Origin of the sequence: Psychromonas aquimarina ATCC BAA-1526 (genome assembly GCF_000428725.1) — a bacterium.
Taxonomy (GTDB): Bacteria; Pseudomonadota; Gammaproteobacteria; order Enterobacterales; family Psychromonadaceae; genus Psychromonas; species Psychromonas aquimarina.
The window spans coordinates 233,247-257,503 of sequence record NZ_KE386793.1 but is presented as its reverse complement, the minus strand read 5'-3'; the positions used below and the strand labels follow the sequence as shown (position 1 = coordinate 257,503).

General features: G+C 45.4%; 20 protein-coding genes and 5 tRNA genes. 6 read left to right on the top strand and 19 right to left on the bottom strand.

What is annotated here, in order from left to right:
* Positions 1–58: 58 nt before the first annotated feature.
* The 5 genes from G337_RS0124605 to G337_RS27340 are packed head-to-tail and all read right to left on the bottom strand — an operon-like array spanning position 59 to position 7,109.
* Positions 59–1,267: a type III PLP-dependent enzyme gene (locus tag G337_RS0124605; RefSeq protein ID WP_051303602.1), complete on the bottom strand. Its 1,209-nt coding sequence runs from the start codon at positions 1,265–1,267 to the stop codon at positions 59–61.
* Complete coding sequence (locus tag G337_RS0124600; RefSeq protein WP_028866202.1) at positions 1,264–3,018, bottom strand: IucA/IucC family protein; 1,755 nt, start codon at positions 3,016–3,018, stop codon at positions 1,264–1,266. The genes G337_RS0124605 and G337_RS0124600 overlap by 4 nt, the downstream gene beginning before the upstream one ends.
* Positions 2,993–4,150: an MFS transporter gene (locus G337_RS0124595; RefSeq protein WP_028866201.1), complete on the bottom strand. Its 1,158-nt coding sequence runs from the start codon at positions 4,148–4,150 to the stop codon at positions 2,993–2,995. The genes G337_RS0124600 and G337_RS0124595 overlap by 26 nt, the downstream gene beginning before the upstream one ends.
* Positions 4,141–5,919, bottom strand: coding sequence for an IucA/IucC family protein (locus tag G337_RS27345; RefSeq protein WP_051303600.1), 1,779 nt, complete (start codon positions 5,917–5,919; stop codon positions 4,141–4,143). The genes G337_RS0124595 and G337_RS27345 overlap by 10 nt, the downstream gene beginning before the upstream one ends.
* Entirely contained in the window at positions 5,919–7,109 is a 1,191-nt protein-coding gene (locus G337_RS27340) for an ATP-grasp domain-containing protein (RefSeq protein ID WP_084605625.1), read from the bottom strand. Before G337_RS27340 ends, G337_RS27345 begins: the two co-directional genes overlap by 1 nt.
* Positions 7,110–7,361: 252 nt before the next feature.
* On the opposite strand from G337_RS27340, the gene G337_RS0124580 reads away from it, so the two are divergent.
* The 6 genes from G337_RS0124580 (at position 7,362) to G337_RS0124555 (ending at position 14,006) form a co-directional block, all read left to right on the top strand.
* Complete coding sequence (locus tag G337_RS0124580; RefSeq protein ID WP_028866200.1) at positions 7,362–8,261, top strand: Fe(3+) dicitrate ABC transporter substrate-binding protein; 900 nt, start codon at positions 7,362–7,364, stop codon at positions 8,259–8,261.
* The gene (locus G337_RS0124575) at positions 8,258–9,268 is read left to right on the top strand and encodes a FecCD family ABC transporter permease (protein ID WP_028866199.1); all 1,011 of its coding nucleotides are present in this window, start codon (positions 8,258–8,260) and stop codon (positions 9,266–9,268) included. The genes G337_RS0124580 and G337_RS0124575 overlap by 4 nt, the downstream gene beginning before the upstream one ends.
* Positions 9,269–10,243: a FecCD family ABC transporter permease gene (locus G337_RS0124570; protein WP_028866198.1), complete on the top strand. Its 975-nt coding sequence runs from the start codon at positions 9,269–9,271 to the stop codon at positions 10,241–10,243. It abuts the gene before it with no gap.
* A gap of 1 nt (position 10,244) precedes the next feature.
* Positions 10,245–11,009, top strand: coding sequence for a Fe(3+) dicitrate ABC transporter ATP-binding protein FecE (fecE, locus tag G337_RS0124565; protein WP_028866197.1), 765 nt, complete (start codon positions 10,245–10,247; stop codon positions 11,007–11,009).
* Between the two features lie 83 nt (positions 11,010–11,092).
* Positions 11,093–11,860: an HpcH/HpaI aldolase family protein gene (locus G337_RS0124560; protein ID WP_028866196.1), complete on the top strand. Its 768-nt coding sequence runs from the start codon at positions 11,093–11,095 to the stop codon at positions 11,858–11,860.
* Between the two features lie 28 nt (positions 11,861–11,888).
* Complete coding sequence (locus G337_RS0124555; RefSeq protein ID WP_028866195.1) at positions 11,889–14,006, top strand: TonB-dependent receptor family protein; 2,118 nt, start codon at positions 11,889–11,891, stop codon at positions 14,004–14,006.
* Positions 14,007–14,133: 127 nt separating this feature from the next.
* Here the strand turns inward: G337_RS0124555 and G337_RS0124550 are convergent.
* The 14 genes from G337_RS0124550 to G337_RS0124485 form a co-directional block, all read right to left on the bottom strand.
* Positions 14,134–14,210, bottom strand: a tRNA-Pro gene (locus G337_RS0124550).
* Between the two features lie 116 nt (positions 14,211–14,326).
* A tRNA-Leu gene (locus G337_RS0124545) sits at positions 14,327–14,411 on the bottom strand.
* 38 nt (positions 14,412–14,449) lie between these two features.
* A tRNA-His gene (locus tag G337_RS0124540) sits at positions 14,450–14,525 on the bottom strand.
* Positions 14,526–14,542: 17 nt separating this feature from the next.
* A tRNA-Arg gene (locus G337_RS0124535) sits at positions 14,543–14,619 on the bottom strand.
* A 139-nt stretch (positions 14,620–14,758) separates the two neighbouring features.
* Positions 14,759–14,835 (bottom strand) — tRNA-Pro (locus G337_RS0124530).
* 341 nt (positions 14,836–15,176) lie between these two features.
* A complete protein-coding gene (locus G337_RS0124525) occupies positions 15,177–16,481 on the bottom strand; it encodes an inosine/guanosine kinase (protein WP_028866194.1) in 1,305 nt (434 codons plus the stop codon).
* Positions 16,482–16,707: 226 nt separating this feature from the next.
* Positions 16,708–17,532, bottom strand: a complete 825-nt coding sequence (locus tag G337_RS0124520) for an META domain-containing protein (RefSeq protein WP_028866193.1) — start codon at positions 17,530–17,532, stop codon at positions 16,708–16,710.
* 200 nt (positions 17,533–17,732) lie between these two features.
* Positions 17,733–18,044: a cupin domain-containing protein gene (locus tag G337_RS0124515; RefSeq protein ID WP_028866192.1), complete on the bottom strand. Its 312-nt coding sequence runs from the start codon at positions 18,042–18,044 to the stop codon at positions 17,733–17,735.
* A gap of 89 nt (positions 18,045–18,133) precedes the next feature.
* Positions 18,134–19,321 carry a dicarboxylate/amino acid:cation symporter gene (locus G337_RS0124510; protein ID WP_037028594.1) on the bottom strand — a complete coding sequence of 396 codons (1,188 nt, stop codon included), beginning with the start codon at positions 19,319–19,321 and terminating at the stop codon, positions 18,134–18,136.
* A gap of 254 nt (positions 19,322–19,575) precedes the next feature.
* Positions 19,576–20,703, bottom strand: coding sequence for a site-2 protease family protein (locus G337_RS0124505; RefSeq protein ID WP_028866190.1), 1,128 nt, complete (start codon positions 20,701–20,703; stop codon positions 19,576–19,578).
* A 147-nt stretch (positions 20,704–20,850) separates the two neighbouring features.
* On the bottom strand, positions 20,851–21,801 hold the full coding sequence (tal, locus tag G337_RS0124500) for a transaldolase (protein WP_028866189.1): 951 nt from the start codon (positions 21,799–21,801) through the stop codon (positions 20,851–20,853).
* 164 nt (positions 21,802–21,965) lie between these two features.
* Positions 21,966–23,222, bottom strand: a complete 1,257-nt coding sequence (locus G337_RS0124495) for a PTS ascorbate transporter subunit IIC (protein WP_028866188.1) — start codon at positions 23,220–23,222, stop codon at positions 21,966–21,968.
* Positions 23,223–23,231: 9 nt separating this feature from the next.
* Positions 23,232–23,519 carry a PTS sugar transporter subunit IIB gene (locus G337_RS0124490; RefSeq protein WP_028866187.1) on the bottom strand — a complete coding sequence of 96 codons (288 nt, stop codon included), beginning with the start codon at positions 23,517–23,519 and terminating at the stop codon, positions 23,232–23,234.
* A gap of 66 nt (positions 23,520–23,585) precedes the next feature.
* On the bottom strand, positions 23,586–24,029 hold the full coding sequence (locus G337_RS0124485; RefSeq protein ID WP_028866186.1) for a PTS sugar transporter subunit IIA: 444 nt from the start codon (positions 24,027–24,029) through the stop codon (positions 23,586–23,588).
* Positions 24,030–24,257: the final 228 nt, after the last annotated feature.

The following is a 24,257-nucleotide window of genomic DNA, read 5'->3' as shown; positions in this document are numbered from 1 at the left end:
CCGAGAACTGCTGTGCGCCATGTTCCTAATGCGGCACAGCAGAGATCAGCAATGCTCATTAATTCATAAAATGCTTTAGCGGCGGAGCATGCATCAAGAAGTTTTGATGGGATATATTCCACGCATAAGCCCCCGCCTGAGTAAACACCAGATAATCACCAATGGCTAACTCTTCAACATACTGCTGACTCGCAAGCACATCTTTGGGTGTGCACAGCTGCCCGACTAAGGTAACTGCCTGCTGTTTAATTTCCGGATAAGCGAAATAGGCATTATTCGACAGTTCAGCCTGTCCGCGGCAGACAAAAAAGGGATGATCATGACTTTGTGCCGCCGGTGTTCTGAAATGATGTGTACCGCCGTGTCCAACTGCAAAATACTGCCCATGGTTATGTTTAATATCGAGCACCTGCATCACATAATACCCGCAATCAGCGGTGATATAACGCCCGCATTCGAAACGAATTTTGGTATCAGCTAACCGCTCAGCAGTAATTAATTTAGCTAATTCAGCACAAAAAAGACGCCAGTCAAAGACCTGCTCCGGATCAGCATAATTAATACCGATGCCTCCTCCCACATTTAATAACGGCACCTGTAATTGATACAAATCACACCAGTATTTAAAGGTTTTAAAATACAGCGCCATCAATGCCAGATGTGCTTTTCGATCCAGCTGGTGCGACATTAAGTGAAAGTGGAATCCCTGCAGATTGATAGACGCAGAATGCTCAATCACCTGCAGCACAGCCGCCAGTTCACTTTCATCAAAACCGAAAGGTGTTGGTTTTCCGCCCATGGTAAGCTTGGTACTCGGCAGCCCCTGTAGTGAAATATTCATACGTAATAACACATTGCAGGTTTTTCCAGTGCGCGCGCATATCTGCTGCAGACGGTCTAATTCGGTGAGGCTTTCCACATGAATTGCCTCAACACCAAGTTCCACTGCCAGTTCTAGTTCTGTGCATAACTTCCCCGGTCCGCCGAATATCAGCGGCACCTGCGGCTGACACTCATTTAACCAGGCAAGCTCCCCGCCCGATGCTGCTTCAAAACCGTCAACGAGCGGTGCTAATGCAGCTAAAACTTGTGCTTCTGGATTCGCTTTGGATGCATAATAAAGTTCACAATTTTCGGGCAGAGCCGACATCATCTCTGCGGCACGCTGCGTTAATGAGGCTAAATCATAAATATACGCACACAGCGGTGTCTGCGGCGCGCCTTCACTTTTTAAAAAATCAATGGTTTTACTGATACGGTCTTTCATGAGTTTTCCATTATCTGTGCAAGCGGGCTGCTGAGCAGGCTGTAACCCGAGAGGCTGTCGGCCTGCTTCAGCAGACGGGTGGTTAAGTTATTTTTACTGGGTATCGGCTGTCCGGCTAAAAAAGCCTGCAGTTCCGGCTGCTCGCCCTCCTGGCTCTGCCACTGTTCAATAACCGCGGCCAGTGCAGACCAGCAGCTTGCTTCTATAACCCGGCTGCCGGCTGCAATATGAAAAATTGCTTCACTAATATTGTTAATTAAGGTGCAGTAGGCAATACGATTCCACCCCTGCTCGCGGCTGTAATAAACCGAAGCGCGGGCTTTTTCGGATAATTCACTAAGCTTGTCCGCAGGCCAGTGCGTCTGCATCAGTTTGGTTCCTTCGAGATCACGGATCCAGATATGTGCCGGCAGACCATTTTCAAAACCAATCACGGTATTTTGTAAATGCGGTTCAAAAGCAATGCCTAAATTAAAGAAATAATGCAGTACGCCGGGTAATAACGCCTGTAAATAAGCATCAAACCACAGCTCCGCTGTGTGCGCATAACTTTGCTCTGCGGCCTGTGCCATCTGCGGCTGATACTGCAGCTGCTGCGCAGCTGATAAACCGTCACGGTATAAAATACCGAAACATTCAATCACATCCTGTACAGTTTCCTGCTCATCCGCTGAAGCGATAGAGGACAGATCAATACTGCTGGCGGCAGGCTCCTCCATCACCGAAAATTTCGGACAGCGTAACGATGCCTGTGCCGCACACTGGCGAAGTAACCCTGTCAGCGTAACCGCGCTCTGCAGCTCATACCAGGCATTTTTGCGTACACAGTTGGTTAAACGAACATGAATCGAAAACTTCATAAAACTGGCGCTTTGCGGGACAAATAAAGTGCGTACCGAAGAAGTCGGATAAACCTTCTCACCTAAAGGCCCCGCGTCTCGAATAAGCCCCAGCTGCAGTGCTTTTTGTACCAGCGGCTGTTTTAAAATGGTCTGCACTTCCCAGGGGTGGCAGGGGTATAAGCAGGCTTCACTAGGGTTTACCTGCTCAATGACATCAAGCGCGGTTAATTCTGTACAGTGCATCTGCTTTATTAACTGCGGGGACACCTCAAACCAGTGCAGTGCAAACTTGGCCTGCACCTCCGGCGAACAGGCAAGCAGCTGATCGAAGCTAACACCGTCGCGGCTTTTAGGCGCGGGATGCATAGCATGTCCCCATAACAGGCTCTGCTCGGACTGAATTAAACTCGAATAAACTTCAGCATCTGCTTTAGCCGCATTATGCTGAATAAACAAGCGGGTAATATTAATACTGTTTTTTATCTGCTCCAGCAGTTCCAGATTCACCTGACTGTCCAGCACTACCGCTAAGTGCTCTAATAAAAACTGTGCTAAATCCACAGCATCAAGCGGCTGCCAGGCAAGCCCCCGGCGCTTTAAATAGGGCTGACTAATAAAACGAACGCGCGCCAGTAAACTCACATAGTCCGCTTTGATAACTAAAATACCCGCGGATTCAGGAAAGCTCAGGCGAATCGTACGGTAACCACTGCTGATCTGCTGGTTAAAGGTGGCAGGTATATCTGACTGATGGTCATCCAGTTCGACCTGCCCTTTTGCTAATCCGTATTCGCGAATATAACAGTTTAATAAGCAGCTGAGCGCATTACCTTCAGCTAAATGCTGATGTACTTCATTACGATATTTGGCAGAGGTGCTGCTGTTATGATTCAGTAGTTGAGTTGACATAGCCGAATGACTCCTTGTCGTGAAAAACTAAAATGAAAACGGCGCTAGTACAGGCAGCGGCTGCCAGTAAAAACGGCCAGTGTAAAGAAAAATGCTGACTTACTAAGCCGGCGGCCAAACCTGCAGACACACCCGCCCACTTTCCCCAGGCGTCAAAACGCCCGAAGGACAGACCCGCTTGTTCCTGCTGCAGACGTTCACTTAAAAACAGATGTAATCCGCTGTAACTGAGCAGCATACCAAGCCCGAACATAAGCCGATAAACTATCAGCCCGTCGATGCTGTGTAATAAAAACTGCCCTGCACAAGCAGTCCCCAGAATCACAAACCCGGACAAGCTCTGCAGACGCGCAGACAGGGTTAACTTAGCAAGATAAAACGCCAGTAACAGATAAACTAAATGCGGCAGGCTGTAATAGAGCCCCGCCATAGTGTCGCGGCTCTCCCCTAAGCTTTGTACATAAGGCAGAAAGTAAGGAAAGGTCACCACCATCGCAAAACAAAATAGAAACTGCAGGTACAAAAGCTGCGAAAACTGTCTGTTTTGTGCCGGTTTTTCTGTGCTGTTTACACCTGCTGCAGCAGTCGCCGCATCACGCGGCAGCAAAAAGCTCAGCAGTAAGGCGCTAAAGGGCAGCAGGGCTAAATAGCGGTAGATGAGCAAAGGCTGCTCAGCTGCCGTGAAAAAACCTAACAATACAGGCGCACTAACCAGTGCCAGGCGCGCTGAAAACTGCGTCAGGTTTAAACTCTTTGCCAGTGAAGGCCCTTTATATGTACTGCTTAAATAAGCATTGGAAGCAGCTAATGTGCCGCCGCTGATCCCCTGCAGCACCAGACCAAAACTAAATACCCCCAGACTGTCGGCAAAACCCGATATTAAAAAACCCAGCGTTAGACCCAGCTGTGCTCTTAATAAAGAGTTTTTCTTACCATAGCTGTCTGCAAAGCGCCCCCACCAGGGAGCGCTGAATGCGGTGCACACAGCTGGGACAACAAACATAATGCCGATAAGATAATCAGCATGCCCGGCGCCTAAACTGCTGAGCATACGCGGCATAAACAGCGGCATACCCAGCGCAGTAAACGCCGTTAAAAAATGGCAGAACAGCACCACGACTATTACCGGCATGCTCTGTCCCTTATTAAAAAGTTCTGATGTAAAAAGTTCGGAACACTATTCCCGTAAAACTTATTAATATCACTGGCACCGGAGACCGATTTACTGAGCAGACTGCCGGAGCTTAAAAGATACTTAGCCGGCTGATACTCGGCTTCTAACAGGAAATTACGCGCATATTGAGTCTCAATGCCCTCACGCTGCAGCATATCTAACTGTTTAATCAGCTCTTTTCTTAACTGCTTATATAACAGCAGCAGCGGCATCAGCTGATAAGCAGCCATAGCCTCAAATACTGCGGCAATATCTAACTGCAGGGTGATGGTAGTAAACATTTGTGCAAGCGCCTGCTCGTCATCAACCAGAATACGCTGGTCGATTAACTGATTAAGGCGCTGCTTAGCTGTTTCTTTGTCCGGCACACTGTCTATAAAGCGCGATGCCAGAAGGCGTGCTGAATCGTTGTCTTTCATCACCAGGCTGAGCGGTTTTAAATGCGAAAACGCAAGCACCGCATTCTGCTGATTCGACTCTAGGGCAATACCGTATTTCAGCCATAAGCGCAGATGCACACTCAGCAGCAGGCTTAAGTACTCATCCAGCCAGCGCTGCATGTCTCCTTGATAGAAATAATCAACTAAATGCTGCAGATAAAGGCGCTTATCCGGCATTTCACTGCCTAAAGCTGCAACGGGAACCAGGGTTTTATCGTGCATAACACCGGGATACTGACGCACAATATAAGCGATTTCTTTGATTTCTCCCTGATGCCCGCCATGCTCTTCACTGCAGTGCTGATATAAGCCCTGCAGTTTCGGATCATCGGCAGCTAACTGTGTTAACACTTTTTCAAACCAGTGCCCGTCATAGATAGTGCTGGCTTTTATCAGGCGGACATTACGCGCGCCTAGTGTCGCCATAACAAGCGGCACTTTAATATGGATATCAGGCGACTGCTCAACAACCACGGTGCGCACAGACAAAGTTGCCGTGACCTGTAATGCAGACTTAGGGGCTAATACAATATTTTTATCAACACTGCTTAAGGTTTTAAAAGTAAGCGGATGCACAGGAAAAAGCTGATGCGTCAATGCCATTGAGGCATCTAAGCCGACCTGCGCAAAAGTCGGCCAGCAGTCAGGCTGAGCAGATGTCAGGGTTGCCTGGTCATTGGCAACAGCAGCCCAGTTTAAGGTAAAAGAAGCGCCGAATTCCGGTGCATAACGACTTAGCGCCTGCTTATCAAAACCAAATTTAGCACGCGCAGTGGGGTAATAAGGGTGGTCTAAATAGGAAGCGGCCTGATCTGATAATAACAATTTCTGATGCCAGTGCGCGATCTCATAAAGCGGCTTGCTCAGCGCAGCGGTCTGCTCCTGATAAGCTTGTAAACACAATTTTCTATGTTCCACGGCGCATTCAGCTTCTTTAATATAATCGTTAAAAAACTGCCTTGCTCCAGCATCCAGATTCTCTGCCAGGGTTGTTAACCAAAGATCAAAACCGGACTGTGAAACGACTCCCTGCTTATCCTTTTTCAACCAGGCATCACTAACCGCCTGCCAGGCCTGCATATAATGACTTTCAACAACCGGGATATATAAAACATACTCTCCCAGATGACTTACCAGCAGCCAGTGCGGCGACTGCACGTCAAGCACATTGTTATGCGCAAACTGTGCGGCGGTAATAATTTCTCCCCGTGAGATAATCTGGCAGACATTTTCTCTTAAGCAGGTATTAACAATACGCTGACTGATATAGCTTTTATCCTGTGCCATTAGTTAATCTCCCATGAAAGCAGCTTAGCGGCCGCGGCTGCCTGCTGCGCAATAACATCACCCGCCTGCCCGACGGCGGTCAACATGCCTAAATAATCTTTATTTGAATGGCTGACCGTTAAATACTGCCCCTGCTCTTTAAGCGGCTGATAGCTGACTTTTGTACTGCCCAGCTGCTTTACAAAACCTTCGTGACGGCGGACTAAAGAACCATTGCGGGTATTCGGGAAATATTGAATTAATGCACAGGGCGAGCGGGTATCAAGTCTGTCTAATGACCTGCCGGCGTGGAGCTGTAAAATGGTTTCAAACCAGTCAAAAGTAAATAATTCGTTAAGTAAAAACTCACGCCCGTCACCAATACTGCGGTAATTGATTTCAACCAGGACAGGCCCCGATGCAGTCACAATAAATTCGCTGTGACAAACACCAAAAGCGGCGCCAAACTGCTGTACCTGCTGTAATGCCTGCTGCCCGTATAAACGGCTGTTTTCGCCGTTCCATAATGCACCGGTTTCAATGAAATTCGGCAATGCTGAAAGGCTCACATCGAAGCCGCCGACAGCTATTAACTGCTGACCGTCACCCAGTGTTTCTAAGGTAAACAGCGCCCCCTCAAGATAAGATTCCAGCAGAATAGGCATCTTCTTTTTGCTGAACTGTCTTTGATAATCCGTTAATTCAGCTTCAGTTCGGCATAATGCAACATCTAAGCTGGATACGCCTTCGCGTGGTTTTGCAATAACCGGGTAAGGGATGTTTTCAGGTAAAACACCATCCGCTAAGCACACAGCAGACCATACTGTCGGCATCTGCAGCTGCGCTAACTTGGCGCGCATCTGCGCTTTATTTTTAGCCTGATAACAGGTCTGCCAGTTTTTACCCGGACAGGTGAAATACTCAGCCACTAAAGCCGCCGCTGTCTGCAGATGATCACTGTTAGAAAAAACCACCTGAGGTTTAAGCGCATGACTGTCTAGCAGATCAATAATGGCGAGAGGATTAAAAACATCGCATTCCAGTATCTGCTGAGGTCCATTTTCCACCGTCGAAAAATAATGCTTATGCGCTAAGGCGTGATCCGTTACTAAAGTCAGCTCATAACCAAGTTTTAATGCAGCCGGGACAAACCCTTCTGTTACCGCCCGGTTTTCGACATGCGTAATTATGACCATTTTCTGCTTCATCATTTATTCCTTTGTAAGATAATTTAAACAGTAAACAAACTGAATCCTGTTAAGCAATGCCGGCACGTATATATGCATCACTTGCGATTGACTGTAAATGATAATAATTATCATTAAGATTTAAGTCAACAGTAAATTTAAAATCTAACTAACTGAAATAAACCAGAAAAACAAATCATCAAAAAATTTAAAAATATAATGACCAAGGCAATGATAACGGTTATCATTATCTTTTTTGCCTGATATGGAATTGTCATGACCCAACGATCTGCCCTGCTGTTTTTTACTTTATTAACAGTTCAACTAAGTGTCTTTAACCTCAAAGCACAGGCCGCAGTTATTAACCATGACAACGGCACTTTGCGGCTGCAGAATCCCCCGTCACGTATTGTGGTACTGGCCTTTTCTTTTGTTGATGCACTGGCAGTGGCGGGGATTTCTCCGGTCGGCATCGCCGATGATGGTGATAAAAACCGTATTATCACCAGTGTGCGGAATCAGATAGGAAGCTGGCAGTCTGTAGGTTCACGTTATCAGCCGAGTCTGGAGGCAGTTGCAGCGCTCAAACCGGACCTCATTATCGCCGACAGCGGCCGTCATCAGTCTATCTATCAGGACTTAACACGTATTGCACCTACCTTGATGCTGAAAAACCGCGGTGTCACTTATCAGGAGAATCTGCAGGTAATGCTGAAAATTGCGGCTGCGCTTGATAAAACGGAACAGGTTAAAAAACGCTTACAGCAGCATCAGGATTTAATGCGCGATTTAAAAAAGCAGTTTAACAGTCAGGCTACTTTTCAGTTTGCAGTGATCAGCGACAAAGGTATGTGGCTGCACAGCCCTGAATCCTATGCCGGCAGTGTGATCGCTGAATTAGGTTTAAAAAGCCCGCTCAAGACAGGCGGTGGTGAAGCTTATCTGGCGGCCGGTTTCGAGCAGCTGCTGAAAACCAATCCTGACTGGCTGTTTGTCGGGCAGTACACAAGGCAGACAGTACTGGACAAATGGCAGAAAAATCCTTTATGGAAAATATTAACCGTCAGTAAATCGCCGCAGTTAGTGTACGTTTCAGCAAATGTCTGGTCACTGGCAGGCGGCATGCTGGCAGCCGAGCAGATAGCCCTAGAGCTGGCGAGTCACATACTGCCATGAACATCACTTACCCGGTCCGAAAAAAACAGCAGTTAAACACTCTCTTATTAATTACAGCACTGCTTAGCGGCTTTATTATCTCCCTGTACACACAGTCTGAGTTTTTGCTGCAGGTGAATGATATCTGGCAGATACTGACAGCTTACGACAGCAGTGACATAAAACAGCAGGTGATTCTTTCATTACGTCTGCCGCGCAGTTTAACGGCATGTTTAATCGGTTTTAATCTCGGTGCGGCCGGTCTGTTAATGCAGGGCCTGACCCGTAATCCGCTGGCTTCCCCTACTCTGTTTGCGGTTAGTTCGGGTGCCGCCTGTGTAACGGCATTAAACAGCCTGACCTTTGCTATGGTCAGCGGACTGCCCAGTGAAGCAGCGGCTTTTATCGGGGCATTAACAGGCGGTTTATTAGTCTTTTTACTGGGCGGCGGATTAAACACACAGAATAATTCCTTACGCCTTATTCTTGCCGGTATTGCTGTTAACGGTCTGCTGACATCACTGACACGAGCAGCCCTGATTATTGCTGATGATACGGCCTACAGCCTTTTACACTGGTTATCAGGCTCACTCAGTGATATTGACTGGCTGCGCTGGACACAGCTCTGGCCGCTGAGTCTGGCGGCACTGCTGCTGGCTGTTTCTACCTGCAGGGGATTAAATTTAAATGCCCTTGGCGAGCAGACCGCATTTAGTTTAGGTATTAATGTCACCTGGCTCAGAATACGTGTCTGTCTAGCTGTTTTATTACTCACCTCCATTTCCGTCACCATCGCCGGGCCGATTGTTTTTGTCGGCTTAATTGCGCCGCATCTGGCACGTGCTTTGTGCGGCCGCAGTCACTTTATACTGCTGCCTGTTAGCGGTTTATCAGGAGCGGCCTTAGTCTGCTGGGCTGACTTATTATCCCGCAGCATTGTGCCGCCGGCAGAAACCCCGGTTGGTATTATCACCGCCCTGATCGGCACACCTTTTTTTATCTACTTAGTAGTGCAGGGAAAATCATAAATGAGCCGTTATAACAGAATATTAGCAGGCGGTTTTTCACTATTACTTTTTTTGAGCCTGATCAGCCTGTTCAGCGGTGCACAGTCATTAACAGTAAAAACCGTTATCAGCACATTAATCAACGGCGGCGATGCCGATTTTATTATCAATCAGTACCGTTTACCGCGCATTTTTATCGCAGTGCTAACCGGTATAGGACTTGCTGTTTCCGGGGTATTAACTCAGGGTATTATCCGTAACCCTCTGGCTTCTCCCGATTTAATGGGGATCAGCGGCGGTGCGGGTTTATCGGCATGTACTGTGCTGCTGATCCGGCCGGATATTAATATTAGCTGGCTGCCGCCGGCCGCCCTGCTCGGCGGGTTCAGTGCGGCGCTGTTTATCTGGCTGCTGAACCGCTGGCATAACCCGAGTCCGGCACGCCTCGCATTAGCAGGCATTGCCGTCAGCGCATTTTTAACCAGCTGTATTAATTTTTTATTAGTACTGCATCCCGTCGAAGTGAACAGCGCGATGATCTGGCTGACCGGCAGTTTATGGGGACGCAGCTGGGACTATATCTGGCCTCTGCTGCCCTGGTTAATTATCTTAGTGCCCTTTTCATTTTATCTTGCCTGGTCTTTAGATCTGTGTGCATTAGGCGACGAGACAGCCGGAGCGCTTGGTGTTAATACACAGCGCTTACAAATCATGGCCTTAGCAAGTGCAGTGGCACTGGCAAGTGTTTGTGTTGCAGTCTGCGGCACCATTAGCTTTGTCGGGCTGCTCGCTCCGCATTTAGCACGTTTATTAGTCGGCTCCCGGCATAAGCTCATTTTACCCGCTGCAGCTTTAACCGGGGCCTTGTTAGTGCTCAGTGCAGATACCCTGGCGCGTAATTTAGCACCGCCTCTGGAACTGCCTGCCGGGGTACTTACGGCGGTTTTAGGGGCGCCCTATTTTATTTTTTTACTGCATAGATATAAAGGCTGGTAACGTGTTACATATTGAAAATTTAAGTGTTAACTACACTGGAAAAACCGTGTTAAAAGATCTCAACCTTACGATCCCGAAAGGCAAAATAACCGCATTAATAGGACCGAACGGCTGTGGTAAATCAACACTGCTCAAAGCCATCTCCGGCGGCTTAAAATCAGCAACGGGACAGGTCACCCTAGCAGGCCGGGATTTATCCAGATTAAACCATAAAGAGCGCGCCCGATGTCTGTCTATTCTGCCGCAGTCACCGATAACACCGGAGGGGATCAGCGTGCAGCAGTTAGTTAGTTTCGGACGTAACCCTTATCTTTCTCAATGGGGAAGACTAAGTGCAGAGGATGATCAAAAAGTGCAGCAGGTTATACATCAAACCGGTCTTAGTGAATTAGCACAACGTCCCGTTGATACACTTTCCGGCGGCCAGCGCCAGCGTGCCTGGATTGCGATGATTTTAGCACAGGATACGGAATATATACTGCTGGATGAACCCACCACCTATCTCGATTTGACCCATCAAATTGAGCTGATGGAGATGATCCGGCAGATGAATAAACAGGGTAAAACCTTAGTGGTGGTATTACACGACCTTAATCAGGCCTGCCGCTACTGCGACCATCTCATTGTAATGCGCCAGGGGCAGATAAGCGCGCAGGACAGTCCGGATAAAATATTTAACAGCAGGCTGCTGAAAGAGGTTTTTGAGCTCAACGCAATGATCATCAATGACCCCGTGGCCAATAAACCTATGTGCATCCCTTTGTAAAAAAAACACAACCAACAAAACAACTTGCAATATAGATGATAATGATTATCATTACGTGAATTTCATTTTAGTGAGGCAGCGTAATGATAAAAGCTAACCTGGTTAAACAAAAAACGGCCGCTAAGCAAGAAGTGTTCGGCATATTAAATTCCGTACCTTCTGCGGTTATCACCGAGATGTTTGCGTACGCAGGTTATGACTTTGTCATTCTTGATACAGAGCATTTATTCGTTACACCGGAAACACTCGAACATGCAGTCAGCGCGGCCAAAGGACTTAACCTGACGGTATTTGTCCGAGTGGCACACGCCTGCCCGGCAGCTATCGGCAGAGCTTTAGATGCCGGTGCTCAGGGAATTGTGGTGGCACGGGTAAGCAGTTTACAAGAAGCCCAGGCAGCCGTGCAGGCAAGTTACTACCCGCCTTTAGGCAGACGTGGAATTACTGGAGGAAAAAATACCGGATTCGGCATCCTGCCCTTATCCGAATATATAAGCACAGCGAATCAGCAGATCATGCTGACATTAATGATTGAAAATCTTGAGGGGCTAAGCGCACTGCCTGAAATCGTGCAGTTAGCAGGGGTTGATATGATCCTTGAAGGCGCCTTAGACCTGAGTTTAGCAATGGGACACCAAGCGGACTTTAACCACCCCGAAGTGCAGCAAAACATTGAGCAGATGGCGTTAATCTGCCGTCAGGCAGATGTCGCTTTCTGTGCCGTCCCCCGTTTACCGCAGCAGCTCAGCATGTGGCGGGAAAGAGGTGTACACACTTTTCTAGCCGGAGAAGATAGAGGAGTAATGTTCAAGGCATTAAAAAACCACCTGTCACAACTAAAAAACAACTAATCAAAATAAAAGTAAGGAAACTTTCACCATGCACAAGCATTACCCGAACTTCAAATTAAAAGTCCTGTCGATTGCAGTGGTAAGCGGCTTAATCTCTAGTTACGCACAAGCATCTGAGCCTGTAGAGATAGAAACAATGGTTGTTACCGCCAGTGTCTTAGGTAATTCAGAAGTTGAAGAGGTCCGTATCTATCAAGGCAACCGCAGTATCCTCAGTAATGAAGTACTAAAAAAGAGTGCGGCCCGCTCCATTGACAGCGCTTTACAGCAGGTTCCCGGAGTCAAAATTTCCGATGAAACAGGCACCGGAGTTCTGCCGAATGTTTCAGTACGCGGTTTAAACGGCAGCCGTAGTGGTTATTCTCAGTTTTTACTCGACGAAATCCCTATGACATTAGCCCCGTACGGACATACGGGACAGTCATTGTTTCCTGCAACATTACAGATGATCGACAGAATTGACGTGGTGCGCGGCGGTGCAGCCGTACAGTATGGTCCGAATAATGTAGGAGGAGTGATCAATATAGTATCAAAGCCTATTCCAGAGCAGTGGCAGACCACTCTCAATGAACGTATTACTTTTTTTGGTGACAGCAAGAATCTTTACGACACTTACCTTAGTACAGGCGGTGCCGTTAATGAACATTTCGCCATGTCTTTAAGCGCCAATTTTTTAAACGGGGAATCATTCCGGGATAATTCCGATACTGATGTGCAGAACTGGATGCTCCAGACTAAGTGGAAGCTCAACGACAAACAAAGCTTAGAAACTAATATTCAATATTACGACGCAGATACACAGCTGCCGGGGGCGCTGCATACGGAAGCATATGAGCAGGATCCAACACAGTCGTTACGTCCTAATGATCAGTTCCAGGCAGACACGACACGTATTTCAATGAAATATAACCATGTGTTAGGCGAAGTTGGTTTTGCTGATTATGCTGAATTTGATCTGATCGCATTCGGCCATCAGAGTAAGCGTAACTTCCAGTGGGATTTTTATAATAAAAAAAGTGACAGTGACGGTGATTTAGGAGCTCACTGGGCAGATACAAGTCAGGATGCAACCCACCTGCGTACCTCTCCCCGTGAATTTAAAGTGTATGGTTTTGAACCAAGAGCGAGCTTTTATATCAACGGTCAAATCAGCCAGGAATGGATTGTCGGCACTCGTTATGTCAATGAAGATATTGGCTATCAGCTTAACCAGAGCGATAACAGCAGCGGTGAAACAAGCTCACCGCGCGACTGGCACATGGATACAAATGCAATGGCTTATTACGTAAGTAATAAACTGGGTTTCTTTAATGACAGCTTCACTGTTACACCCGGCTTACGTTACGAAGATGTACGTATGGAATTCACTAATATAGGTAAAAGCTACCAGCAGGAAAACCATGTACAGGAAGTACTGCCGGGCTTAACTCTAGGTTACGAATTCTCTGATGCCTGGTTTACCTATGCCAATGCACAGAAGTCATTACGTACTCCGCAGATCAGTCAATTGTGGCCTCAAGATCAGCAGTTAGAATCCGAGCTTTCATGGAACTATGAACTAGGCATGCGCTTCACTCCCACTAGCGACAGCAGCCTGAATCTTGCCCTGTACCGCATCGACTTTGAAAATAAAATTCAATACGACAGAGACCTAGCCCTGTTTGTTAACATCGGCGAAACACGTAACCAGGGTGTTGAACTGGAAGCACAGTTTTCTCCTGTAGAGTCATTAACATTACGTGCTGCTTATAACTACCTGGACACAGAACAGCTGGAAGGAGAATTTGCAGGTAATGAATTACCCTATGCTTCTAAGCACCAGGTATCAGCAAGCGCATTTTATAATTTAAGCGGCGTTGATTTAGGTTTAACAGCATATTATTACAGTAAATCATATGCTGATTTAGCCAACACGGTTGAAGAAAATGAATCCGGTACCGCAGGACAATTACCCGCATACACAGTGGTTAACTTCAGCTTAGCAAAGGAATTATATAAGAAAGATAATCAGAGCTTGAAAGTTGGTTTAGCAGTAAATAACCTCTTTGATAACCAGTATTACTTTAGAGGATTAGATGTTTCACCAGCAGGCCGTGTACCGGCTCCCGGCCGTTCATTCACACTTGACCTGGGTTACACCTTCTAAGAAAACTTAAATTAACCGGCACTGTCTGCCGGTTAATTTATTCCCGCTCATCTCTTTAAATAGAGAAATAATTAGCTCGTATAAAGCAAAAAGCCTGTAACACGTTAATGTTACAGGCTTTTTTATGTGGTCGGTGATAGAGGATTCGAACCTCTGACCCTCTGGTCCCAAACCAGATGCGCTACCAAGCTGCGCTAATCACCGAATTTTATTTAGGATTTAAGTCTGCTTGACTTTCGGGTTTACCCTCTGGTCCAGTTCTTTATAAACCCTAGGAGATGCACTATCAAACTGCGCTAATCACCGTATTTTTGTTTAAATGGTGCGGAAAGAGAGACTTGAACTCTCACACCTTGCGATACTAGAACCTAAATCTAGCGCGTCTACCAATTCCGCCACTTCCGCAACTATTTAAACTTTTACTACTTATAACATTTTAAAGATGGGGCGAATGACGGGGATTGAACCCGCGACAACCGGAATCACAATCCGGGGCTCTACCAACTGAGCTACATCCGCCGCTAAACTTTAAAATATGGCGCACCCTACAGGATTCGAACCTGTGGCCTACGGCTTAGAAGGCCGTTGCTCTATCCAGCTGAGCTAAGGGCGCAATTTTTTTTGCGCTAAACACGCTTAAAACGTGCTTAAAAATATGGTCGGAGGTAGAAGATTCGAACCTAAGAACGGTCCTCTAATCCAACTCTCTATAAGCTTCGCGACAATGCGCGCCAAGCTCACAGATTTAAATGTGGTCGGTGATAGAGGATTCGAACCTCTGACCCTCTGGTCCCAAACCAGATGCGCTACCAAGCTGCGCTAATCACCGATTTTTATTTAGAGCTCTAAACAAAGAGCCAAGGAGATAAACCGTGTTACCACCTGTGAGTTGTTAAGGCAGATGCCTTGTCAACGAGGCGAATATTACTGAGTTGTGATCTGATCGTCAAATATTATTTTCATTAATCGTGTTGTATGCTGAATTATTAAACGCATTGCTGATTTTAACTTCGAAGTACAATAATTATCAGCTAAAAAGTGTTCTGTTTCTTAAATTTAGTTATTTTCCATTGTGCAGCCGCCGCAGTATCAGCACCAGCTAGAAATAAAAAAACCGTCGGGAATCAACGGCTTTTAAAGCATCTATAGTAAAACAACTATAGTTAGAACTTATCTTTCCCAGTATGCTTCTTCTAAACTGTCTTCACGCTCCGGCAGGCCACGAGATAATCGCGGACTATGCTGCGCAAGTACTTCATAAGCAACACGGTTTGCATATTTGCATATCTGCGAAAACGATGAATAACATAAACCGTCATTCTTATGTTTAATTGAACCCGGTACATTTTCTCTGTGGAAAGTATTAGATGCCAGATCATGCAGAAGTGCTGATAATGCGCCATCGCCCGCACCGTTCGTATTACGAATTTTTTCCGGTCCGCCCATATAAGGGGAAATATGTGCATAGACTTTAAGCGGTGTCTCACAGTCGGCTTTCAATTTAGGACGAGAGAATTCATAACGATTAAACTCCGGAATAGCGCCAGGCAGCAGGGTGTGCGATGTTTCGCGCTTTTGTGACTCTTCAGTATAACCCGCTGTATACAGGCCTAAAGGACCTGCTGTGGTTAATACCATATCACATAACTCAAGAGCAGCTTCACTGGCTGATAAAGGATCTTTAAAACCGGTTAAAGCTTCACCTTCATCCTCATTCATTGCCAGAATAGTAATATTATCTTTAATGAAATTCTGCCACCAGACAGGATCTTCCTCAATTAAGAAACGCGTACCTAAAGTCAGTACTACAGGTACTTCTGCTTGTTTAGCATATTCGATTGCTTTAAGCGCAGCTTCTGTCATTGGATCGCCGTCACTGGCACGCATCAGATATGCTGTAATAATCAGGGCAGAAGCTCCCTGAACAACCTCTTTATCAATGTAGTCAGGACTTAACTTATCCATTGCCCCTTTACTGATTGCAAAAGTACGTTCACCGCATTCAGAAACCAGGGTAAAACAGCGCCCTATTGCACCGTCAACCGGCTGCAGATAATTAAGATCAACTTTGGAAGAGGTATTACAAAGGTAACGATAAGCATAGCTGCCGACATCAACATTATTGCTCATTACACCGAACAGTACCGATCTGTCATCGGCAAGGATAGAGTAGTTATGTACGGTATTACCAATAGTACCGCCGGCAAACTCGTCACTAACCAGCTTGTGTTTTTTTAATTCAGTATAAAGGGCATGCGCCGCGTCATCATCAATAAGTGTCGAATTACCTTTTGGAAGCTGGTAACGCTTAAGCAGTTCATCGGCTACTTTTGCTTCAATATCAACCAGAGTCTGATCAATACCGGTTACATAAGTTGCCGTGCGCTGCGGCTGCGGGATAAATTGAGCCAATAATGGGTCACGATTTTTTACGGGGAAATAATGTTTTGACTTTCGCTGACCTGGAAACTTCATGTTCTATTCTCGATGTATGCAACAACGGATAGACAGCTTAGGTGCTATCCGTCTTAAAGGATAATGACCGTGTTATCAGCGAATATTTTGACAGGCTAATAAAAGCGGTGACAGATCCTAGCATAAACCCCGTCATAAAAAACAGTGAAAATAACAAAGTTTGATTTAGTACAAGAATAGCTTAGAGCAGTTCTTGTACTACTGTATGCCGTGTTTCAGCAGCGCCCTAGTCTTTCACAGCTGCTTTGAAGCGCATAATTACCCGGCTTTGAGCATCAACTAAAGACAAGGTTTCACCATTAATCTGATATAACTCAGTGCCGGCTAATGTCTTTAAAAATGGAATTTCAGTTTCATCCATATCCGGGCAGGCCATCATAGTGGACATAAAAGGTGAAAATGTAATCTGATTACCATTCAGCTGATAACCGCCGGAAAAACCATTACAGCCGGAAAATCCATGGGCCGTCTGCTCTTCACTATTAAAGGTCATATTGATCTCTCTGGCATTTTCTTTAGTTACCACAGGTGTGCCGTTAAGCTCAATCAGTTTCCAGTAGGTATTTTCAAAATTGACATCGGTATTAAACAGTGCGGCTTTTCTGTCTGTCGCGACCTTCGAAAGCATTATGTTCACGGCTTTATTATCCTGCTCGGCAAAGACCGGCGTACTGGTCGTATTGATAAACATAAGCACTCCGTTAGCTTCGATACGCGCCTGCAAAACATAACGTCCCTGCTCCGTAAGCGCAGCCGGATCATAGTTTAAATCCACTATCCAGGGCGGTGTATTCGTCAGCGTCATGGTTTTAGAGGCAATAATTTTTGCCGGAGCATCGGCCAGCGCAACATCCGCTAACGTTAGAGTCAGCTGCGCATTCTCAGGTAATAACATACGCTCGCGGTACCAGATTTCTGCGCTGACAGAAGCCGGCTCAGAACTAACAGCGGCAGCCTGAATTTCAGGTGTCTGACTTGTCTGTTCAAGCTGCGCGCAGCCTAATAACATCATTGCACTTACCAGCACGGTGGGCAGTTTCCAATTAAACATATTAATTCCTCTTATTGATTCTATAAAAAATTCTAATAATCCTGATTTTTATAATAAAAGAGTCTGTTTAACAACAAACACAAATTCCCGTTTATCTTTTATCGATAAGCATTCACAGCAGTCAAAATCACAGAAAAGAACACTCTTTGATATCTGTTTTTACTGAAATTATTATCAGCAGTCATCCTACCTTAATTAAATTAAAAATGCACCGCCAGCCAGATGGTTTCAATCTCAGGATCTGTCCAGCTTACTTTATGTTTCTGCTGCGCTTTTATTTCCAGGTAATCACCCGCCAGCAGATTAACCGAAGGCTGATCGGCAAAGGTAATTTCGGCTGCGCCTTGCACAACCATTACCCATTCATTGTTTTCCTGCTCATACCAGCCGGACTCGGGTGAAGTATGCCCTTTTGAAATAATCCGTTGTATTTTTACATTTTTACTGTCAACCAGGCTTTCAAACACCTCGCAGCTTAAATCTTCAGGCAGTTTTTCAAATATATTACTCATATTAATAGCTCTCCAAACAGTTTAACTGCCTGCACACTGCACTTCACAAGTACAGGTTGACAAAAATATTCAGGCAGACAAGTCTAGGATTAAGCAGCCTCGTTCAGCGGATGCAGCTCCTCTTCCTCTTTTTCCTGCTCGTCGGCGACCGTGTTAATCAGCAGGGCAATCACACCGTCACCAGTCACATTACAGGCGGTGCCGAAACTGTCCTGTGCTAAGTGCAGAACAATCTGCAGCGCAATCATCTCTTCAGTAAAACCAAGCATTGAACCAAGCAGGCCGACGGACGCCATTACCGCACCGCCCGGCGCACCAGGAGCTGCAACCATAGTTATACCTAACATAGCGAGAAACGGCAGAGCTTCAAGCAGGGTAGGTATAGGTCCTGCACCAGTCATAATAATGACAGCAGCGGCAACACTAGAGACACTGATCACCGAACCTGACATATGAATATTGGCACACAAGGGCACGACGAAATTAGCAATTGAATTTGATACACCGTTACGCTTAGTCTGCTGCAGAGTGATAGGAACAGTGGCGGCGGAAGACATAGTACCCACAGCAGTAAAGTAGGCCGGTAACATGGTGCGCAGAAGCTTTAGCGGAGACTGGCGTACAGCAATACCTGCTGTAACAAACTGCAGGGTCAGCCAGACCCAGTGCATGGAAATCACAGCAATTAACACTAGGCTGAAGGTCTGCATGGCGGCAAATACAGTGCCTTTTACCGTCATGTCTGCAAAGACACCGGCAATATAAAAAGGCAGTGCCGGAATAATAACTTTATTTAAAAACAGCTCAATAATATCACGCCCCTGATCACTTGCTTTTTTCAGGTGCTCAGCTCCCGTACTTGAAATGCCTAAACCAAAAATAAAAGCTATGGTCAATGCCGTCATGATATTCATTAGCGGCGGGATCTGTAGCGCTAAAAAAGGAGTAAGAGCAGTTTTAGCCTCGGGAAGCTGACCTGCACCATCGAGTAAAACCGGGAACAGAGTACTTGCGGTAAAGAATGCAAAAATACCGGCTCCGAGAGTCGACATATACGACAGGCTAATGGTTTTTCCGAGCAGTTTTCCTGAGTTTTTCGGCAGGCTTGCTATACCGCTGGTAACATAAAAGAGAATTAACAGCGGGATAATAAATTTAATTAACTGACTAACAAAATACTGTATCGTGATCAGACCTTGAATAAGCACATCCGGCGCAAACATGCCCGTCAGTATGCCGATTAATATTCCACACAATAATTTAAGTATTAAGTTCATTTTTTTTCCGTTCAGTTGGTAGGATAAGGGCTTCTTATCATAATGCGTTAATTTACTGCCGATAAAAAGTCTGCAGTTTATTTATACTGCTGCTTTTTATCGACCTGTTGCTTTTTTCTATAAAAATAAAAAATAGCTAAGTCTTGATAATGTCACGTTAGTGCTGATCATACTGCAGATGGATAATACGGCTGGGCAATTATTGCCCAGCCGGTCACTACATCTAATGCAGTACAATCAATGCAGGTGACTAGTTACGAGGCTAAAATCTGCAGAGGTAAAGAGAGAAGCTGATCACCTGAGCCTGCAAAATAAAAGATAACTGCAATCAGTCCGCCGACCGTTAACAGATACCAGGCACTTGAAAACAGCTGCCCGTAACGGTCCAGCGGTAACAGATGACTCTGGTGACGGGTACGCCACTCAAATAATATTTCCATACTGCCGATCAGCAGTAAAAATCCCAGCAGTGCCAGCCCAAGACTGTAACTTATAAATACGCCGATTCCCGCACCGGCAATACAGGCAATAAGCCCTACTTTACTGTTCATGGAAAAACTAATACTTTTAAGCACATGACCGCCGTCGAGCGGTAAAATAGGGAGCAGATTAAACAAGTTTAACAAAGCGTTAAAAGCGGCCAGTCCGGCAAAAAAGATATTTCCCGTTAACCAGTAGAGTAGAATACAGCCCAGCGACAAAATCAGACCAAAAGTCGGCCCCATTATAGAAATAACCACATCCTGCCAGCGTGTATTTATTTTTTCATCACTGACCGCCAGCCCGCCGACAAAGGGGATCAGATATATGCCTTTAGTTTTCATACCAAAATATTTCATGGCGCGGATATGTCCGTATTCATGAAATACCAGACAGGCTAATAATGACAGCGCAAACTGCAGCGAAAAAAACCAGCTGTAGGCGGCTAAACTCGCCCCGGCTAACACAACTTTAATAATCTTAGCACTTTTCAGCAGTTTAAAACCCAGCGATGCCAGCCCCATCAGGCTAAGTTTCTTTTCAACTTTAGCCGCTTTAACCGGTACCTGCTGTTCAATATCTTTACTGTTACGTATACCTTCCGCGGCAACACTGCCGTCAACAACAAGCTGATACTTAATTTCAAAAGGCTGCCAGGTTAAATCCACCTCTAAGCTGCATTTAATAATATGCACCGAGGGCTGTCCGTCTTCACTATCCGCTGGTTCCCTAGTCTGCACTTGACGGCTAAGCTCAAAGTGATGACTTGATTTCGACTCGCGGTTTTCTGTTGCCGTCAGCTGCGAGACAATATGCTCGCCCCAGTACAGCTGCTGCCAGCCGGCAAGCGAGCCTTCTAATCTTAATGTCTGCCCGAGATGTTCAAATTGCAGTAGTTCCACGTAGATAATTCCATAGGTAATATTCTGCCGTGATTATGCCCGCAATAGCGGACAAGGAGAAGTCTTAATTTCATCGAAATTATCGGCACAAAAAAAGTCGTTTAAAAACGACTTTTTGACTTTAAAGCAGAGGTGAATAAAGTTTAATCACAGCATTTTTTCTATTCTGCTTTCAAGTTTGCCCTGATCAACTGCGAAGTTCCTGATACCTTCGGCTAATTTATCCACCGCCATCGCATCCTGATTATGCATCCATAAAAACTGTGCATGGCTTATCTTCTCCGGACGAGGCAGTACGGTAACATCGGCAGATAATTTCTGCTCCAGCGGTCCGTCCATCTCACTCAGTTCCTGCAGCAGCTGCGGACTGATAGTCAGACGGTCGCAGCCGGCCAGCTCTAAAACTTCCCCGGTATTACGGAAACTTGCGCCCATCACAATCGTATCGTAGCCATACTGTTTGTAATAATCGTAAATAGCTTTCACCGAAATAACACCTGGATCATCTTCTGCTTTAAAATCAATACCCTGCCTGGCTTTATACCAGTCCATAATACGTCCGACAAAAGGAGAAATCAGAGTCACGTCAGCTTCTGCACAGGCACGCGCCTGAGCAAATGAGAATAAAAGTGTCAGGTTACAGCTGATCCCCTCTTTTTCTAAAATCTCAGCTGCTTTAATACCTTCCCAGGTAGAAGCCAGTTTGATCAGAATACGGTCATTACTTATGCCCGCATCGTTATACATTTTAATCAGCTGCCGTGCTTTATTAACACTTGCCTGTGTATCGTAAGAAAGGCGTGCATCCACCTCTGTTGAGATACGCCCGGGAACCACTTTCAGAATTTCCTTACCTATATTAACCGCAAGCATATCGCAGGTATCTTCTGTCTGCTGTTTTTTGTTTTTACTTTGTATTTTTGCATAAGCGAGAGAAGCTTCAATCAGGCTTTTATACTCGGGAAGCAGCGAGGCTTTAAGAATTAATGAAGGGTTAGTGGTAGCATCCTGAGGCTGAAATTTAATAATCGCTTCGACTTCACCGGTATCGGCAACTATGGTGGTAAATTTATTAAGCTGCTGCAGTTTATTACTCATATCTGTCTCTACTTTTTTAGTTGAATCTGATATTTCTATCTTGCAGTGTTTATAAAAAATCAATACGACACATATAAACACTAGCTCAGAAGGAATGGAGGGAAGAAGCCAGTTCACTGCTTAGCAGTAAACTGGCTTAATAAAGCTGAATCAGTTAACAGCTTTTAGTTAACGATAATACCAAGCAGAATACCAACAGCACCGAAATCTGCGTCGCTGAAGGTGGTATTCGCAAAACCTAAGTCGCCTAATACTGGTAACAGGAATACCGGCAGGAAGGTAATCAGCAGACCTTGAGCAAATGCACCGAGAATTGCACCACGGCGGCCGCCGGTTGCATTACCGAATACACCGGCAGCGGCACCTACGAAGAAGTGCGGTACCACACCTGGAATAATCATAGTCAGCCCCATCAGGTAAAGCAGGAACATGCCCACTAGACCAGCAGTAAAGCTTGACAGGAAACCAACTAAAACAGCATTCGGTGCGTAGGGAAATACCACCGGGCAGTCAAGCGCCGGAATTGCATTGGGTACGATTTTGTCTGAAATACCTTTAAAGGCAGGTACAATTTCAGAAATTACCATACGCACACCTTGTAAGATTACGTATACACCGGCCGCAAAACTAATTGACTGCATTAATGCAAACATAAACCAGTGTTTACCGCCGCTTACTTCACGTACAAAATCACTGCCGGCAAACAGACAGGTTATTATAAAGATAATACCCATAGTAAAGGAGATCGCCACAGGTGTATCACGCAGGAACAATAAGCTCTTAGGCACATTCATCTCTTCAGTTGAATGCTCTTTATTACCGAATTTACTGCCGATAAAACCCGCTAACACATAAGATAATGTCGAGAAGTGACCAATAGCCACATCATCCGAGCCGGTTACCAGCTCCATATATTTATGTGCAATCGCCGGGAAAAATACCATTAACGAACCAACTAGAAGTGAACCGGCAGCAATCAGAGGAATACCCGACATACCGCTGGAAGCCAGAATCGCAGCGACCATCATTGACATAAACAGAGTGTGATGACCGGTTAAGAAGATAAATTTCCACGGTGTGAACCGTGCAATTAATATATTAACCAGCATAGCAAACAGCATGATCATAGCCATCTCTTTGCCGAATGCTTCCTGCGCTATCGAAACGATTGCTTCGTTATTCGGCACTACACCGGTAATACCGAATGCCTCCTGAAAGATAGTCGCAAAATCACCTAACGAGCTGACAACCAGGCCTGCACCAGCACCCAGAATAACAAAACCCATTATAGTTTTTACCGTACCTTTAATACATTCAGTAACTGGTTTGCTCTGTGCAATTAAACCAATTAATGCAATTAAACCAACCAGTACAGCCGGCTCGGACAAAACGTCCGTCATTAAAAAGTTAAAAAATTCCATAGTGATTTCCTATAGTGCGCCAAGTTTTGTCAAAGCTTCAGATAAACGTTCTTTCATCGCCGCTTTATCAATCATGTTATCCAGGGTTACAATCTCACCTTCTACATTCTGCGCGACCAGTTGTTCGGTAATATCTTTAGTACCGACAAAAATATCACAAACCGTGCCTTTCGCTGAGCCTAAATCCACATGGTCAACATCTGCAGTTACCGCTAAATTTTTAACAATCGTTTTAATGCTCATTTCCATCATTAAACTTGTACCAAGACCGTTTCCACATACAACCATAATTTTCATAATCTTTACCTTCTATTGTTTTTTACTGAGAGTTATTAAATAAGTGTGTTTATTAAAAAATGTTAATTAATACTGTTCGACAATACTGCGGACAGCAGCTGTATCCGATGCATTACAAATTGCTTCGATATGTTCTTCATTCATAAACAGCTCAACCAGCTGCTGAATTGCTTCAACATGACTAACGCTGTCGGTTGCCGCTAATGTCAGCAGCAGTTTTACCGGATCATTTTCTTCATTATCAAAGTTAACGCCCTGCTTAATGACAGTAAGGCTTAAAGACAGTCTGTTTACCCCGTCTTCCGGTCTTGCATGCGGCATCGCAATGCCGGGCCCAACAACGTAATAGGGGCCGATCTCCTGGTGCGAGCGGAAAATTGCATCAACATAACTCGGCTCAATTGCGCCGTTATCAAGCAGTGCCTGACATGCAAATTCTATCGACTGCTGCCAGTTTTCAGCTGACTCATGAATACGTATTACATCTTCGGTAAGCATTTTTTTAAGCATGATTTTACTCTTTATACCTGTTTCTGATGGCGCAACTTTAAACCTATTAAAGATTTACGGAAGAGATCCAGATCACATTTGGTAGCGCTACCTGATAGCGCTACCAAATGTGTGAGTCAGCTATCATTTTTAATTAATGCCGTTGCAGGGTACAGATAAAAAAAAGACAATAAATAATGTTATGATTGACAAGTTCATACTAAAAACAATAAAAAGTTCAAGCTGCAG